At 63.0% G+C, this 17,415-nt stretch carries 8 protein-coding genes; 6 read left to right on the top strand and 2 right to left on the bottom strand.

The window, feature by feature from the left end; translation table 11 throughout:
- Positions 1-695: hypothetical protein (locus tag GSQ73_RS10360; RefSeq protein WP_216844759.1), on the bottom strand; the 695-nt coding region annotated here is incomplete at its 3' end.
- On the bottom strand, positions 692-4,279 hold the full coding sequence (locus GSQ73_RS10355; RefSeq protein WP_158883716.1) for a methylmalonyl-CoA mutase family protein: 3,588 nt from the start codon (positions 4,277-4,279) through the stop codon (positions 692-694). The genes GSQ73_RS10360 and GSQ73_RS10355, both read right to left, overlap by 4 nt.
- A 219-nt stretch (positions 4,280-4,498) precedes the next feature.
- Here GSQ73_RS10355 and GSQ73_RS10350 point away from each other — a divergent pair, with 219 nt between their 5' ends.
- The 6 genes from GSQ73_RS10350 (at position 4,499) to GSQ73_RS10325 (ending at position 17,239) form a co-directional block, all read left to right on the top strand.
- Positions 4,499-5,542 carry a helix-turn-helix domain-containing protein gene (locus GSQ73_RS10350; RefSeq protein ID WP_158883714.1) on the top strand — a complete coding sequence of 348 codons (1,044 nt, stop codon included), beginning with the start codon at positions 4,499-4,501 and terminating at the stop codon, positions 5,540-5,542.
- Positions 5,543-6,066: 524 nt separating this feature from the next.
- The gene (locus tag GSQ73_RS10345; RefSeq protein ID WP_158883712.1) at positions 6,067-8,400 is read left to right on the top strand and encodes a S53 family serine peptidase; all 2,334 of its coding nucleotides are present in this window, start codon (positions 6,067-6,069) and stop codon (positions 8,398-8,400) included.
- A 110-nt stretch (positions 8,401-8,510) separates the two neighbouring features.
- Complete coding sequence (locus GSQ73_RS10340) at positions 8,511-10,856, top strand: protease pro-enzyme activation domain-containing protein (RefSeq protein WP_158883710.1); 2,346 nt, start codon at positions 8,511-8,513, stop codon at positions 10,854-10,856.
- Between the two features lie 260 nt (positions 10,857-11,116).
- Entirely contained in the window at positions 11,117-12,163 is a 1,047-nt protein-coding gene (locus tag GSQ73_RS10335; protein ID WP_158883708.1) for a helix-turn-helix domain-containing protein, read from the top strand.
- Between the two features lie 321 nt (positions 12,164-12,484).
- On the top strand, positions 12,485-14,806 hold the full coding sequence (locus GSQ73_RS10330; protein WP_158883706.1) for a protease pro-enzyme activation domain-containing protein: 2,322 nt from the start codon (positions 12,485-12,487) through the stop codon (positions 14,804-14,806).
- 96 nt (positions 14,807-14,902) lie between these two features.
- Positions 14,903-17,239 carry a protease pro-enzyme activation domain-containing protein gene (locus tag GSQ73_RS10325; protein WP_158883704.1) on the top strand — a complete coding sequence of 779 codons (2,337 nt, stop codon included), beginning with the start codon at positions 14,903-14,905 and terminating at the stop codon, positions 17,237-17,239.
- The last annotated feature ends 176 nt before the right edge of the window (positions 17,240-17,415 follow it).

Below are 17,415 nucleotides of genomic sequence, written 5' to 3'. Positions count from 1 at the left end.
CCGAGTTCGCCATCTAGCACTGCGACCGCCTCACTATCTGCAGCAATAGCCGCACCAACTTCAGAGTGATATCGGACAAAGAAGCCGTAAAAAACGCATGTCGTCGCCGCGTCAAACAGTTCGAACCATCGCTTTGATCGCTCAGGCTCGAGTACATCAGTCCCGTGGCTGCTGGGATTGCCATGAACATATTCTGAGCATTCACGATATGCGCGATTGGCCAACCCTGCGTAGTGCTTGGTTTCGTCTGTAAGAATTGGAAAAAAAGCTGCAGCGAAGCTCCTCGAATAAACGCCAGTGTCATCATTACACAAACCATTCCACAAAATATCTCGCTTGCCAGACTCCCACTGCCGCAACTCAAACTCGAACGCTGAGAATTTTATCGCTGCCGTACTTAGCTCAAGAAACGAACGCAGACAAAAGAAGGCCAATCTATAATTAGCACAAGCCACTTGACATAAACCATCTCCAAGCAATTTGAACGCTAGTTCAAAAATTTTGAACTCTCGCCGAAGTTTGGCTAAAGAAATTACTCGCTCTACGTCTAATAACCTGACGTGTGCCCGCTCGTGTAATGAAATGAGATCGCTATTGGAGAAATGCAGATCAAATTGCTTTTGCCGTGCATCAAGTACGGCCTGATACTGCGCCTTGAATGCCGGCATTTTGGACTGCTGCTTAGATGCACTCACATATTTCTCCGATACTCCCCACCCACGTCATACAACGCATGACTGATCTGCCCCAACGAGTTGTACTTCACCGCCTCGATCAGCTGCTCGAATACATTGCGCCGATCCCGCGCCGTCACCTGCAACACCTTGAGGCTGTCTGACGCCAGCGCGTTGCGCGCCTCGCCATAGCGTTTCACGTTGGCGATCTGCTGTCCCTTCTCTTCTTCGGTGGAGCGGATCAGTTCGATCTCGGTGGCGATTTCGCCGCCGTGGTCTTTGGGCAGGAAGGTGTTGACGCCGATGAGAGGAAGCGAGCCGTCGTGTTTCTTGTGCTCGTAGTACATCGACTCTTCCTGGATCTTGCCGCGCTGGTACATGGTGTCCATCGCGCCGAGCACGCCGCCGCGCTCGCTGATCGCTTCGAATTCTTTATAGACCGCTTCTTCGACCAGGTCGGTGAGTGCGTCGACGACGTAGCTGCCCTGCCACGGGTTCTCGTTGAAGTTGAGGCCGAGTTCCTTGTTGATGATCATCTGGATCGCCACGGCGCGGCGCACGCTTTCTTCGGTCGGCGTGGTGATGGCTTCGTCGTAGGCGTTGGTGTGCAGGCTGTTGCAGTTGTCGAACAGCGCGTACATGGCTTGCAGCGTGGTGCGGATGTCGTTGAACTGGATTTCCTGCGCGTGCAGGGATCGGCCGCTGGTCTGGATGTGGTACTTCATCATCTGGCTGCGCGGGCTGGCGCCGTAGCGATCGCGCATGGCGCGCGCCCAGATGCGACGGGCGACGCGGCCGATGACGGTGTATTCCGGGTCCATGCCGTTGGAGAAAAAGAAGCTGAGGTTGGGCGCGAAATCGTCCACGCTCATGCCGCGCGCGAGGTAGTACTCGACGATGGTGAAGCCGTTGCTCAGGGTGAAGGCGAGCTGGCTGATCGGGTTCGCGCCCGCTTCGGCGATGTGATAACCGCTGATCGACACCGAATAGAAATTGCGCACCTTGTGGTCGACGAAATACTGCTGGATGTCGCCCATCATGCGCAGTGCGAATTCGGTGCTGAAGATGCAGGTGTTCTGCGCCTGGTCTTCTTTCAGGATGTCCGCCTGCACGGTGCCGCGCACGTTCTGCAGGGTGTGCTGCTTGATGCGCGCATAGGTTTCCGCATCGACGAGTTCGTCACCGGACACGCCGAGCAAACCGAGGCCGAGGCCTTCGTTGCCCTTCGGCAGATCGCCGTGGTACTGCGGACGCTGCACGTTCTTGTAGATGTCGGCGATTTTCTTTTCGGCGGCCTGCCAGCGAGCATCGTCTTCGCGCAGGTATTTTTCGACGTTCTGGTCGATGGCGGTGTTCATGAACATCGCCAGGATCATCGGCGCCGGGCCGTTGATGGTCATCGATACCGACGTGCTGGGCGCGGTGAGGTCGAAGCCGGAGTACAGCTTCTTCATGTCGTCGAGCGTGGCGATGTTGACGCCGGAGTTGCCGATCTTGCCGTAGATGTCCGGACGCGGCGCGGGATCTTCGCCATACAGCGTGACGGAGTCGAACGCGGTGGACAGACGCGTGGCCGCGCCACCCTGGCTCAGATAATGGAAGCGGCGGTTGGTGCGCTCGGGCGTGCCTTCACCCGCGAACATGCGGGTGGGATCTTCGCCGCTGCGACGGTACGGATACACGCCGCCGGTGTACGGATAGTGGCCCGGCAGGTTTTCCTTGCCGAAGAAGGTGATCAGCTCGCCCCAGTCTTTCGACTTGGGCGGCGACACCTTGGGGATTTTCTGGTGGCTGAGCGAGTCGCGGTAGTTCTCGACGCGAATGACCTTGTCGCGCACCTTGTATTCGTTGACGTCGGCGGTGACCGATTCGTACAGCGCCGGCCAGCCGCGCAACAGGTGCACGGACTCGTTGCTCACTTCCTTCATCGCCTCGTTGTAGCGCTGGCGCAGCGTGAGCAGGCTGCGATCCGCCGTCGGCGCATGGGTGCCGATGTGCGAGAGCAGATCGGCACCGTCGTAGAGATCGAGCGCGCGCGGAAGTTTGTCGTCGCCGATGTCCTTCAGCGACTCGTAGTAATGCTGCGCCTTGCTGGCGCACTCGGCCTGACGCGCGATGCTGCCGTTGATCGACCGGCCCTGCTCGGCGATTTCCGCGAGGTAACGCACGCGGTTGCCGGGAATGAGCACGGTGGCGCGTGGTGACTTGAGCGTGGTGTCGAGCTGGGGATTCCAGTCGAGCCCGCTTTTGTAGGAGCCCACCCTGTGGGCGATCGCTGTATCCGTGGTGCCTGACGCTGCCGGATCGCGCACTGGGTGCGCTCCTACAGCGTTGCCGAGGTGCAGCTTTTCGCGCATCAGGCGGCACAGGTTGGTGAACATCCAGGTGACGCCGGGGTCGTTGAACTGGCTGGCGATGGTGGGATACACCGGCACGTCTTCGTCTTTCATGCTGAAGGCGGTGCGGTTGCGCTTCCACTGCTTGCGCACGTCGCGCAGCGCGTCTTCGGCGCCGCGCTTGTCGAACTTGTTGAGCACCACGAGCTCGGCGAAATCGATCATGTCGATTTTTTCGAGCTGGCTGGCGGCGCCGTATTCACTGGTCATCACGTAGACGGGGAAATCGACCAGGTCGACGATTTCCGAATCGCTCTGGCCGATGCCCGCGGTTTCGACGATGACCAGATCGTACGGCTGACTCTTGAGGAAATCGATGCAGTCGTGCAGCACCACACTCGTAGCAGCGTGCTGGCGACGCGTGGCCATCGAGCGCATGTACACGCGATGCGACCTCAACGAGTTCATGCGGATGCGATCGCCGAGCAGTGCGCCACCGGAGCGGCGACGCGTGGGGTCGACTGCGAGCACGGCGATGCGCATCTCGGGGAACGCGTGCAGGAAGCGCAGCAGCAGCTCGTCGACCACGCTGGACTTGCCTGCGCCGCCGGTGCCGGTGAGACCGAGGACAGGGGTCTGCGAGCCCGCGAGTTTCCATTGCTTGCGCAGGTGATCAAGCTCGGTGTCGCCGAGGCGGCCTTCCTCGATGGTGGTGAGCATGTGGCCGATGGAGATTTCGTCGTCGATGTCGACCGTCGGCGTGGCGCCGTCCTCCGACTCGGCGCGTTTGGCCGCAGCGCTGCCGGCGCGCAGCATCACGTCCTCGATCATTTCGGTGAGGCCGAGCTTCATGCCATCGTTGGGGTGATAGATGCGCTCGACGCCGTAGGCCTGGAGCTCCTTGATCTCTTCCGGCGTGATGGTGCCGCCGCCGCCGCCGAACACGCGCACGTGACCGGCGCCGCGTTCCTTCAGCATGTCGACCATGTACTTGAAGTATTCGACGTGGCCGCCCTGGTAGGAGGACAGCGCGATGGCGTCGGCATCTTCCTGCAAGGCCGCGCGTACGACGTCTTCCACCGAACGGTTGTGGCCGAGGTGGATCACCTCCGCGCCTTGCGACTGGATGATCCGACGCATGATGTTGATGGCCGCGTCGTGCCCGTCGAACAGGCTGGCGGCGGTGACGAATCGCAGCGGACCCGCTTCGTGCGGCGTGCTCTGGTGTTGCGTGTCGCTGCTGGGAACGTGCTTGGCGGGCGAACTCATGGCAACTCCGACATCGTGTGCTGAACCGGGCGATTCTAGTGGCTGGCCGGCGCAGGCGCGATGCGCCGACGTACCGGCGCGTACGGAACCTGCGGACGGATGGTCATTGTGCGCCCCGAAAAGTTGCGGGAAGCGCAGTCGCCTGCCAGCCTGACCGGTGGATTGACGCCCCGCCGGCCCCATCTCCCCTTCTGGCTCTACCGATACACGAGAAACACCATGAATCCGCTGCACAACGAAAACGGTGTCCCCCGACCGCTGGAAGCGCTCGGCATCAGCGAAATGGAAGAGCGCACCTATCGCGCCCTGCTGGCCAACCGGATGGCCACCGCCGACGACATCGCCAACCTGATCTCGCTGCCGCTGCAGCAGGCGCAACAACTGCTCGACAGTGTCGAGATCAAGGGCCTGGCCACGCATTCGCCCGAGCGACCGCCGCGCTACATCGCCGCGCCACCGGAGCTCGCCGTCGAAGCGCTTGCCAGCCGTCGCCAGGCGGACATCGAACGCGCGCGGCTGACGATTCCGGAGTTGAAGGAACAGGCCGGCAACAGCACCGGCCCGACCCAGCGCGAGCAGATCGTGGAGGTGATCACCAACCGCGCCGCGCTCGGACAGATATTGATGCAGCTGCACCAGACGCTGCAGACCGAGGCATTCGGTTTCCAGCGCGCACCGATGCTGACCGACGCACGCCAGGAAGCCATGCGGCCGGGCATCCGCATCCGCAGCATCTCCGACACCAGTTACCTCGACCTGCCCGGCGCAGTGGAATCGTTGCGACTGGTCACTGCGATGGGCGAGGAGGCACGGATCTTTCCCACGCTGCCGGTGAAGATGTTTGTCGCCGACCGGCGCATCGGCGTGATTCCGCTCAACGCCGCCGATCCGAACGGACCGATCCTGCTGGTGCGGCCATGCGCATTGCTGGATGCGCTATGCGCGTTGTTCGACATCATCTGGGAACGCGCCACGCCGATCGGGTTTTCGCGTAGCGGCGAACTGGAAATGGGTACGGCGTCGCCGCGGATGTCCGAGGCGGCCGAGCAACTGATCCCGCTGCTGGCCGCTGGCCTCAACGACAAGGCCATCGCGCACGAAGCCGGGATTTCCGATACCACGCTGACGCGGCGCGTGTCCGAACTGATGAAACGTTTCGACGCGCGCACGCGGTTCCAGCTGGGCTGGAGCGCGGCGCTAGAGGCTTTTCCGCGCAGCCTGACTAACGGCAACGCGGACGTATCGACCATCGACAAACCTTGACCAAGGCCTGATCAGGCGGTCATCGGGCCGTCATCAAAAAGACGTCTGGGCGTCCAAACCAACCAGACGGCACAGCAACACTGCAGCACCGCGAAAAGTGGATGGCGAGTTTTGCTCTTGGGCAAAACTCGCCATCGATTGCCATTGCGCCGATCCGACGCACGCGCCAATACTCCGGCTCGATAGATGTGCTTGGCAGAGTCGTACTGAAGTCTCCTGAACACGATGCCGCCGCTGGATTCGGCGAGCCGCTTCCGGAGCATTGAGGGAGATTCCCTGGACCACCTTCCCGCATGACCCCGCGACGGATGCCGCAGGGACGGGAGCGTGCGTGCCTGTGCCGGGATGCAAGCAAAACCATGGATCGGCAGGACGCCGTGGCGAGGGCCGGCGCGCAGGTTCATGCAGCGACGATGAAGCCGGACGTCAATGGCCAGATGCCCATGGAGATTCAACAGAACGAGTGGCGACGCAATACGGCGGGTCTAGGTTTTTTTCGGTTCTGAACTACGAAGGGGATTCTCATGAAGAACGGTCATCTCATGCTGCGTGCATCGATCGTGACGGCGCTTGCCATTGCACCGGCATGGTCTTTCGCCAGTGCACCCACGGCATCCGCCGCGCTGGCAGGCATCAACACCGCGGAAGCACCGCGCGTCACGCAGGCTGTCGACGGCAAGTCGGTATCGACGCTTCCGCAAACCCACCTGGCATTACTGGCGAAACTTTCCGCCGGCGCCAACGTGGCCGACGCCGCGCCGATGCATCACCTGCAACTGGTGCTGCGCCCGAGTGCCGTGCGCACCGCACAACTGCAGACGCTGATTGCGCAACAGCACGATCCGGCTTCGCCGCGTTTCCATCAGTGGCTGACGCCCGAGCAGTTCGGTCAGAACTTCGGCGTGGTCGACAGCGATGTCGCCAGCGTCACCGCATGGCTTACCGCACAGGGCTTCACCGTCAATACGGTGTACCCGAACCGCTTGCAGATCGATTTCAGCGGCACCGCCGGCCAGATCAAGGCGGCGTTCCAGACCCAGGAAAAACACTACACGCTCAACAACGAAGACCACATCGCCAATGCCGGCGATATTCGCGTGCCAAGCGCACTGCGTTCGGTGGTGGCGGGCGTCGCTGGATTGAATGACCTGCGCCCGAAGCCGATGCACAGCCCGGTGCGTACCGGCAGGTGGAACGCGACAACGCACAAGTTCAAGTTGCCGGATACCGAAACGGCGAAGGCTGGTCCGCTGGCCGTGCCGTTCCAGGGCGGCACGCGCGGGCTGGTGCCGAACGATCTCGCCAAGATGTATGGCGTGTCGACCATCCGCAACAACGGCGTGACCGGCAAGAACATCACCATCGCGGTGGTCGAAGACGGCGGCATGGTGCCGACGGACTGGACCAACTTCGTGAGCCAGTTCAACCTCGGCGGGTTCGGGGGCACGTTCTCGCAGGTCCAGCCGGCACCGCCCACGGGCGTCACCAACTGCCTCGATCCGGGTGGCGTGCTGGGCACCGATGCGAGCAGCGAATCGATCGAGACGGTGCTGGACGCGGAATGGGCGACGGCGATGGCGCCGAGCGCGCACATCGAGGTCGCGGCCTGCTCCGACTACGACAGCACGTTCAACCCCGCGTCGAGCAATTTCTTCGACGGCGTGTTCATCGCGGCCAGCAACGTGATCAATGCGACCAGCGGACGTCCGGACATCATCAGCGCCAGCTACGGCTATGGCGAAAATTACGTGGACAGCGCGAGCAAGCTGGCGATCGACGTGATGTGGTCGCAGGCCGATGCCGAAGGCATCTCGGTGTTCGTGTCCACCGGTGATTCGGGCTCCAACCCGAGCTTCAACAACAGCGTGATCTTCGGCGCGAGCGTGGACTCCAACGCCCTGGCGACCTCGCCGAACGTGACCGCCGTCGGCGGCACCGACACCGCCGATGTGCTCGACGGCACCACCAGCAAGTACTTCAGCCCGACCTACAACAATGCGGTCTACGGCACCGCCCTCGGTTACGTGCCGGAGATTCCGTGGAACGAATCGTGCGGCAACGGCGTCGCTGCCAAAGTCGTTTACGGCGGGTTCCCGAGCGCACCGGCGTATTGCCAGTTCCGCCTGAAATACGACCCGCTCGGCAAGTACGTCACCTCCGAAGCCGGCAGCGGCGGCCCGTCCGCGGTGGATCTGAAACCGGCGTGGCAGCGACAGGTGCACAACGCCGCGGCCGACCAATCCCGCGATGTGCCTGACGTGTCGCTGTTCGCCGGTTCGTTCGGCAATGCCACGGCCGTGGTGTTGTGCACGGCCGCCTATCCGTGCTCTCCGAACTTCACCACGCCGACGATTCTCGAAGGTGGCACCTCGCTGTCATCGCCGATGTTCGCCGGTATCCAGGCGCTGATCGATCAGGGCATCGCGATGCGCGGCCTGCCTGCCGACCAGGGCAATGCAGCGCCGACGCTCTACGCGTTGGCCAGCCAGGAATACGGCGGTGCCACCGGCGCCGCGCCGGCCAGCCTCGCCGCGTGCAACGCCGACAACGGCAACGACGGCACCGCCAGCTGTGTGTTCCACAACGTGACGCGCGGTTCGATCTCCACCGAGTGCTATGGCGACGAGTTCGACATCACCACCGGCTGCTACATCCTCGGCGCGGTCGACGACGGCGAGATCCAGATCGGCCTCACCACCACCGACATCACGCCGACCACGTACAGCCCGATCAACAAGGCGTTCGGCGCACAGCCCGGCTGGAGTTTCGCCACCGGCCTTGGTTCGGTGAACACCACCAACCTGCTGATGGCCTGGCGCGGCTTCGTCAACGCGCCACCGGCCGCGCCGGCACCGTGACACGCCGACTACCTGTTTCCGGCACGACCGCTGGCGCTTCGACGCGCCAGCGGTCCGACGGATCGAGCCACTCTCTTTGCGTTTCCAACTTTGAAGTTCGGGGGATTCCCATGAAGAACGGTCACCTCATGCTGCGCGCGTCCATCGTCGCAGCCCTTGCCGCGGTACCCGCGCTCTCGTTCGCCGCCAGGCCGAACGCCAACGCGCTGGCCGGCATCAACACCGCCGAATCGCCACGCGTCGCGCAGACGATCGACGCGCGCGTGGTGTCGACGCTCGTCCATACGCATCCGTCATCGCTGTCGCGCGCCACGCCCAAGGCGCTGGTCAACAACGCGATGCAGATGGATCACCTGCAGCTCGTGCTGCAGCCGAGCGCCCTGCGTCGCGCGCAACTCGAATCGCTGATCGAGCAGCAGCACGATCCGAAATCGCCGCGCTTCCATCAATGGATCACGCCGGGACAATACGGCAAAACCTTCGGCGTGCTCGACAGTGACGTCAACGCGGTCGCGTCGTGGCTGAAGTCGCAGGGGCTGACGGTGAACGGGGTCTACCCGAACAACCGCACCATCGATTTCAGCGGCAAGGTGAGCGTAGTGAACCAGGCGTTCCACACGCAGGAGCAGCACTTCCAGATCGATGGCGCCGATTACATCGCCAACGCCACCGACATCAGCGTGCCGAAGGCCTTGCAGCCGGTGATCATCGGCGTGATGGGCCTGAGCAACTACGGCGCGAAGCCGATGGCGCAACCGGCGCGCACCGGCAAGTGGAACGCGAAGACGCATCGCTTTGATCTGCCGGTGACTTCGACATCCACCGCGAAATCGCAGGTACCGGTGCCGCAGGCGGTGCAGACGAGCGGCGTGCGGGGGCTGGTGCCGGATGACTTCGCCACGATGTACGGCGTGTCCACCATTCGCGGCAACGGCGTTACCGGCCAGGGCATCACCATCGCACTGGTCGAGACCGGCATCATGTCCGCGACCGGCTGGAACAACTTCGTAAGCCAGTTCAACCTCGGCAGCTACGGCGGCACGTTCACCTACGAACAACCGGAGTTGAACGACTCCACGTTGAACAACTGCATCAAGCCGTACTCGCTGATCTTCGGCGCGGACGACGACATCGAGTCGGCCATCGACGTCGAGTCGGCCACGGCGATCGCGCCGGGCGCGACCATCATCGACGCGGCCTGCGCGAATGTCTGGGTGGAAGATCCGCCGGCCGGCCTGCCACCGATTCCGAACATCTACGAAGGCATGTACATCGCCGCCAACAACCTGGTGAATTCGATCACCATCGGCGAGTTCGGCGAGGAGTACGCGGGCCCGGACATCCTCAGCGCGAGCTTCGGTTTCAGCGAGAGCGAGACCACCGACGTCGACAAGGCCGAGGTCGATGCACTCTGGGCGCAGGCTGATGCGGAAGGCACATCGGTGTTCGTGTCCAGCGGCGACTGGGGTCCGGTCACCAATGGCGTCGGGCTCGACGTGAATTCGCTCGCGACCTCGCCGCACGTGACCGCGGTCGGCGGCACCGACCTGGTCGATGTGCTCGATGGCACGACGTCCAGGTTCTTCAGCCCGACGCCGAACGCGGTCTACGGCACGGCGCTGGGCTACGTGCCGGAAATTCCGTGGAACGAATCCTGCGCCAACGGCGTGGCGGCGAAGGCCGCCGGCTATGCCAGCGCGCCGGCGTACTGCGCTTTCCTGTTGTCGGTGGATCCGCAGGGCTACTACCTGTCGTTCACCGCCAGCACCGGCGGCGCGTCGACGGTGGACATCAAGCCGTCGTGGCAGAAGCAGGTGTTCAACACGGCAGCAGACGGCGTGCGCGACGTGCCCGACGTGGCGTTGTTCGCCGGCTCGAATGACGGCAACACCGCCGAGATCATCTGCACGAAGAACTTCAGGTGCACGCCCGGCTTCACCGGCGAAGTGAACCTGACCGAAGGCACCTCGGTGTCGTCACCGTTGTTCGCCGGCATCCAGGCGTTGATCGATCAGGGACTGGTGATGCGCGGCATGCCGAAGGACCAGGGCAACGCCGCACCGGCGCTGTATGCGATCGCCGCCGGAGAATACGGCGTGCGCAACGGCACGGCGCCGGCCAGCCTCGCTGCCTGCAGTGCCGACAACAGCACCGCCGCCAATAACAGTTGCGTGTTCCACAACATCACCCGCGGCACCAACTCGACCGAGTGTTTCCAGGAAACCAGCCAGTCCGTGCTCACGCCGAACTGCTTTTTCTTCGGCGAAGCGGCGGGCGTGGCGCAGATCGGCATGACCTCGCTCGACCCGACGCAATACGGCCCGCAGTCCAAGGCGTATTCGGCCCAGCCGGGCTGGAGCTTCGCTTCGGGTCTGGGCTCGGTCAACGCACGCAATCTGCTGATCGCCTGGCGTGCACTGGTGAATGCACCGCCTGCTCCGCCGCAGGCGCCGTAATCGCGGCGAGTCAACGCTGCACTGAAGGTCGGCGTTGAAATGATTGTGGTTCTTCCTTGTGCCCCTGGTGCTCCCAAGCCAGGGGCTTTTTTTCGTCTGCGCGAAACACGTTGGCGACGCGCCGTGAGCGACGCTTCTTGTTAGGCTGAATCCGGGCGCAGGGACGGCGCCCATCCCGGGGGACAACCATCGCACTCCCGCGGAATGTGTCGGAGGGCTTCACGCCATCCGACCGGTCCATCCGCCTGTCGAGAGATGCAATGAATCCGCACCACGTCGAAACCGACACCCCGAGGCCGCTGGAAGTGCTCGGCATCAGCGAAATGGAAGAGCGCGCTTACCGAACCCTTCTCGGCCATCGCATGGCCACGGCCGAAGACATCGCCCATCTGCTTTCGCTGCCGCTGGTGCAGATGCAGTCGCTGCTCGACAGCATCGAGATCAAGGGCCTTGCCACCCATTCGCCGGAACGACCGCCGCGCTACATCGCTGCGCCACCGGAGCTCGCCGTGGAAGCGCTGGTCAGCCAGCGACAGGCGGTGCTCGAACGCGCGCGCCTGACGATTCCGGATTTGAAGGAACAGGTGAGTCCAGCCGGCACGCATGATCGCGAGCAGATCGTCGAAGTGATCACCAGCCCGAGCGCGCTCGGCCAGGTGCTGCTGCAGCTTCGTCAGACGATCCAGCACGAGGCATTCGGTTTCCAGTGCGCGCCATTGTTGTATCCCGGACTCATCAACAAGCAAGAGATGCGCCCGGGCGTGCGCATCCGCAGTATCTCCGACGCCGGTTATCTGGCCCTGCCCGGTTCGCTCGATGCACTGCGGCTCGACATGGAGCGCGGCGAGGAAGCACGTACCTTCGCCACGCTGCCGATCAAGATGTTCGTGGCCGACCGACGCATCGGCATCATCCCCTTGAACACCGGCGACCAGGGCGGGCCGACCTTGCTGGTGCGCTCGTGCGCGTTGCTCGATGCGTTGTGCGCGTTGTTCGAACTGATCTGGGATCAGGCCACGCCGATGGTGATCACGCGCTCGGGCAAGCTCGAAGTCGGCAAGCCGACGCCACGACTTTCGGAAGCGGCCGAACAACTGATACCGCTGCTGGCTGCGGGCCTCAACGACAAGGCCATCGCGTATCAGGCCGATATCTCTGCCACCACCTTGAACCGTCGCATCGCCGAATTGATGAAGTCGTCCGGCACGCGCACGCGCTTCCAGCTCGGCTGGCGTGCGGCGCTGGATACCTACCCGCACGGCTGGGTCTACGCGCACGGAAAAGACGAGCCGCTGCCAACGCGCTGAAGCTCGGCCGCACGCATCGGTGGTAGTTGGCGCATATCTCCCAATGGGAGAAATCAACCACCGTTGTCTATTGTGCGCATCACGGCCTTGCCAATACTGTCGACGGGCAGTCGGGAGCGGACTGTTCGGACGCAGGCCGGCGGAGGATTTCACTCCGCGCCACTCGTCCGACTCACGACATCTCCTTGCCGGATGCCATCGGATCGCATGCAGTTTCCTTGTTGGCCGGATGCCACCAAGGCACGGGGAAGTGCGCGCAACGCACGGGAAACATCCGCAACGTTTTCGATTTTTTTTCCAGTCTGATTTCGAGGGTTTCTCATGAAGAACGGTCATCTCATGCTGCGTGCGTCCATCGCGGCAGCGCTTGCCGCCGCATCGGCATGCTCTTTCGCCGCCACGGCATCCGCCTCGGCTCTCGCAGGCATCGACACGGCGGAAGCGCCGCGCGTCACGCAAGCCGTCAATGGCAACGTCGTGTCGACTTTGCGCAACACGCACCTCGGGTTGCTCGCGAGCGCCGTGCCGGGCGACAGCGTGGACGGCGCCATGCCGATGAACCATCTGCAATTGGTCTTGCGGCCCAGCGCGCTGCGCGTCGCGCAGCTGCAAACGTTGATCGGCCAGCAGCACAATCCCGCCTCTGCGCGTTTCCATCAGTGGTTGACGCCGCAGCAGTACGGCCAGGCTTTCGGTGTGGCCGACAGTGACATCGCCGCGGCCACTGCGTGGCTGACCTCGCAGGGCTTCAAGGTCAACGGCGTTTACCCGAACAAGTCGCAGATCGATTTCAGCGGCACTACGGCGAAGGTAAACCTCGCATTCCGCACGCGCGAAACGCATTACCGGATCGACGGCGAAGAACACATCGCCAATGCCACCGACATCAGCGTGCCAAGCGCGCTGAGCCCGATTGTCAGCGGCGTACTCGGATTGAACGACCTGCGCCCGCAGCCTCAGCACGTGGCCGCCAAAGTCGGTAACTGGAATGCCGCCACGCATCGCTTCGCCGTGAAGCAGGCGAAGGCCGCGCCGGTCACATCCAAACCGAACCCCCTGGCGGTGACGTTCGAAAGCGGCACGCGCGGGCTGGTGCCCGACGACATGGTCGCGATGTACGGCATCGGGAAAATCCGCGCCAACGGCGTGGTCGGCAAGGGCATCACCATCGCGGTGGTCGAAGACGGCGACATGGTGCCGTCGGACTGGGACAACTTCGTCGCCCAATTCAACCTCGGCACGTATGGCGGCAAATTCAAACAGTTTCAGCCGCAGATCGGCACGATGAACAACTGCCTGGACGAAGACACGCTCTACGGCTACCAGGATGATTACACCGAAACCCTGCTCGATGCGGAATGGTCCACCGCGATCGCGCCCGGCGCGAATATTCAGGTGGCGACGTGCTCCGACTACGACGCCAGCGGCAACCCGGTAAACGCCAACTTCTTCGGCGGCGTGTACATGGCGGCGAACAACCTGATCAACGGCGACGCGCGCCCGGACATCATCAGCGCCAGCTACGGCTTCGGCGAAACCAAGGTCGACAGCGCCAGCAAGGCGGCGATCGACGCGATGTGGGCACAAGCCGATGCCGAAGGCATTTCGGTGTTCGTCTCCAGCGGCGACTCCGGTACCAACCCGAGTTTCAACAATCGCCTGATCAATGGCGACGGCATCGACGCCAACGCGTTCGCGACCTCGCCCAATGTCACCGCCGTCGGTGGCACCGACACCGCCGACGTGCTCGACGGCACCACCAGCAAATACTTCAGCACCACGGCCGGCACCAATTACGGAACCGCGCTGGCGTACGTGCCGGAAATTCCGTGGAACGAATCCTGTGGCAACGGCGTGGCGGCCAAGGTGATGTATGGCGGCTTCTCCAGCGCGCCGGCGTTCTGCCAGTTCCTGCTGAACTTCGATCAGGACGGCTACTACCTCAGCTCCGAGGCCGGCAGCGGCGGACCCTCGTCGGTGGATCGCAAGCCGGCATGGCAGCGCACGATCTACAACGCGCCGAAGGATCAGTCGCGCGACGTGCCGGACGTGGCGCTGTTCGCCGGCTCCTACGGCAATGCGACGTTCGCGGTGATCTGCACGGCGTACTACCCGTGCGCGCCCAACTTCACCACGCCGACGCAGCTGGAAGGCGGCACGTCGCTGGCGGCGCCGATGTTCGCGGGCATCCAGGCGCTGATCGACCAGGGCATCGCGATGCGCGGCCTGCAAGCTGATCAGGGCAACGCGGCACCGACGCTGTATGCGCTGGCGCAGCAGGAGTACGGCGGCGCCAGCGGCACCGTGCCGGCGAGTCTCGCCGCGTGCAATGCGGACAACGGCAACACCGGCACGGGCAGCTGCGTGTTCCACAACGTGACGCGCGGTTCGATCTCGACCGAATGCCTGCAGGAAGCGCCGACGCTACTCACCGGTCATTGCTACTTCTTCGGCACGGCGGCTCAGGAGGCGGTGCAGATCGGCCTCACCTCGCTCAGCACCACGCAGTACACGCCGCAGACGAAAGCGTATTCGGCACAACCGGGCTGGAGTTTCGCTGCGGGCCTGGGTTCGGTGAACAGCACCAACCTGCTGATCGCCTGGCGTGCTTTCGTCAACGCACCGCCTGCGTCACCGCAGTGATGTCGAAGCGCCGATGGCGTTCGTCGTCGGCGCCGCATCACGCAGTCACGACCAGCGCAGAACTTTTTCCGCTTTGATTTTTTTCGAGGAATTCCCATGAAGAACGGTCATTTCATGTTGCGCGCATCCATCGCAGCGGCACTCGCCGCGACATCGGCCGGTTCGTTCGCCGCATCGACAGGCGCGAACGCACTGGCGGGCATCAACACGGCGGAAGCGCCACGCGTCAGCCAGACGATCAACAACAACGCGATCGCCACGCTGCCCCATTCGCGGCCGGTGCAGATCACGGCAGCCGTCGCCGGCAATAACGTCGATGCGTCCACGCCGATGAGCCATCTGCAACTGATGCTGCGCCCGAGCGCCGTGCGTACCGCGCAATTGCAAACGCTCATCAGCCAGCAGCACGACCCGGCATCGGCGCGTTTCCACCAGTGGCTTACGCCGGCGCAATACGGGCAGGCATTCGGCCTCGTCGACAGTGATGTGGAAGCCGTGACCGCGTGGCTGACCTCGCAGGGTTTCAAGGTCAACGGTGTCTACCCGAACAAGACGCAGATCGATTTCAGCGGCACCGCAGGCCAGGTGAATCTCGCCTTCCACACGCAGGAAAAGCTGTACACCGTGCATGGCGAAACCGGCATCGCGAACGCCACCGACATCAGCGTGCCCGCTGCGCTGCAACCGGTGATCGCCGGCGTGATCGGCCTTCACAATCTGCAGCCGAAACCGCAGCAGACGACGCCTGTCGAGACGACATGGAACGCAGCCACGCACCGCTTCGTACCGAAGGACGGGACGGCGTCGACATCGCACCCTCAAACGGTCGGCTCGACCGGTCTTTACGGCCTGCGCGGACTGGTGCCGGACGATGTGGTGAAGATGTACGGCCTCTCGACCATCCGCACCAACGGCGTGACGGGCAAGGGCATAACCATCGCGCTGATCGAATTGGGCAGCCCGGCATCGGGCGACTGGAGCAATTTCGTTTCGCAGTTCAACCTGACCCAGTACGGCGGCACGTATAAAGAGTTCCAACCGCAGGTCGGCACGATGAACAACTGCACCGACCAGGATTCTCTGTTCCCTACAGACAGCATTTCCGCGGCGGAAGATTCAGAGTGGGCCACGGCCATGGCACCGGGCGCGAACATCTGGGTGGCCAATTGTTCGGCACTCAATAGCAATTTCATGCCCGCGAGCACCAATATCTATCAGGGCTTTTTCATCGCTTCGACCAACCTCGTCAACAGCGATGCACGACCCGACATCATGAGTTTCAGCATCTCGTATGGCGAAGACGAGACCGACAGCGCGAGCAAGATGGGCATGGATGTGATGGCTGCGCAGGCCGATGCAGAGGGCATCTCGATATTTGCCGGCACAGGCAATGGCTCGAGCCCGGAATTCTACTTTCAACCCATCACCGGCGCAGGGCTGACGAGCGGCTCGATCGCTACGTCACCGAACGTGACAGCGGTGGGCGGCACCGATCTGGCCGACGAACTTGACGGCACCACCAGCAAGTATTTCAGCAGCACGCCCGGCGCCAATTACGGCACGGCACTGAGTTACGTGCCGGAGATTCCGTGGAACGATTCCTGCGGCAACGGTGTAGCCGCCAAAGCGTACGGATTCTCCGACGTGGTGAGCTTCTGCAAATTCCGTTTGAGCCTGGATCCGGCCGGCAAGTACATCACTTCCGAGGGCACCAACGGCGGTGCATCCGTGTTCGACGCCAAGCCCGCATGGCAACGGCTCGTGCACAACACCGCGCAGGATCAGTCGCGCGATATTCCTGACGTGGCGCTCTATGGCGGTTCGTACGGCAGGGATACCGGCACCGTTATTTGCACCCAGTCCTATCCCTGCGCCCCGGGATTCAACGGGTCTGTAGCAGTGAACGCCGATACGTCATTGGCCGCACCGATGTTCGCCGGCATCCAGGCGTTGATCGACCAGGGCATCGCCATGCGCGGCCTGCCCGCGGATCAGGGCAATGCGGCACCGACGCTGTATGCACTCGCACAACAGGAATACGGCAGTGCGAGCGGCACGGCACCGGCGAGCCTCGCGGCATGCAGCGCCGACAACGGTACCAATGGCACCGCGAGCTGCGTGTTCCACAACGTGACGCGCGGTTCCAACTCCACCCAGTGCTATCACTACGACGGCGAAATCGATTACGTGACCGGCGCGCCGCTGGCGACACCGAACTGCTATTTCTACGCCACGACCGTCATCAACGGATTCAATACGCAAGAGGGGCTCACCTCACTCGATCCCACCAAGCCTTACTCGCCGCAGACCAAGGCGTACAGCGCGCAAGCGGGCTGGAGTTTTGCGTCGGGCCTGGGCTCAGTGAACGCGACAAACCTGCTGATCGCCTGGCGCGGTTTCGTGAACGCTCCACCGGCTTCCAAGGCCAAGTGAATTCGCCGTAGCTGTCATTGCTCAACCTCTGAAACACGTGAACCCTTGTGTCCCCGACGTCGATCCTGACGCTCGGGGATTTTTTTTAACTCGATGACCGCCATCGCGAGCTGCGTCGCCAACGTGGCTGCAAACTGAATCGAGCCGTTGCGCGCCGGTCAACTGGTTGCAGCGGA

The organism is Rhodanobacter sp. L36, from assembly GCF_009765755.1.
Taxonomy (GTDB): domain Bacteria; phylum Pseudomonadota; class Gammaproteobacteria; order Xanthomonadales; family Rhodanobacteraceae; genus Rhodanobacter.
This window is presented reverse-complemented; position numbering and strand designations above follow the sequence as displayed.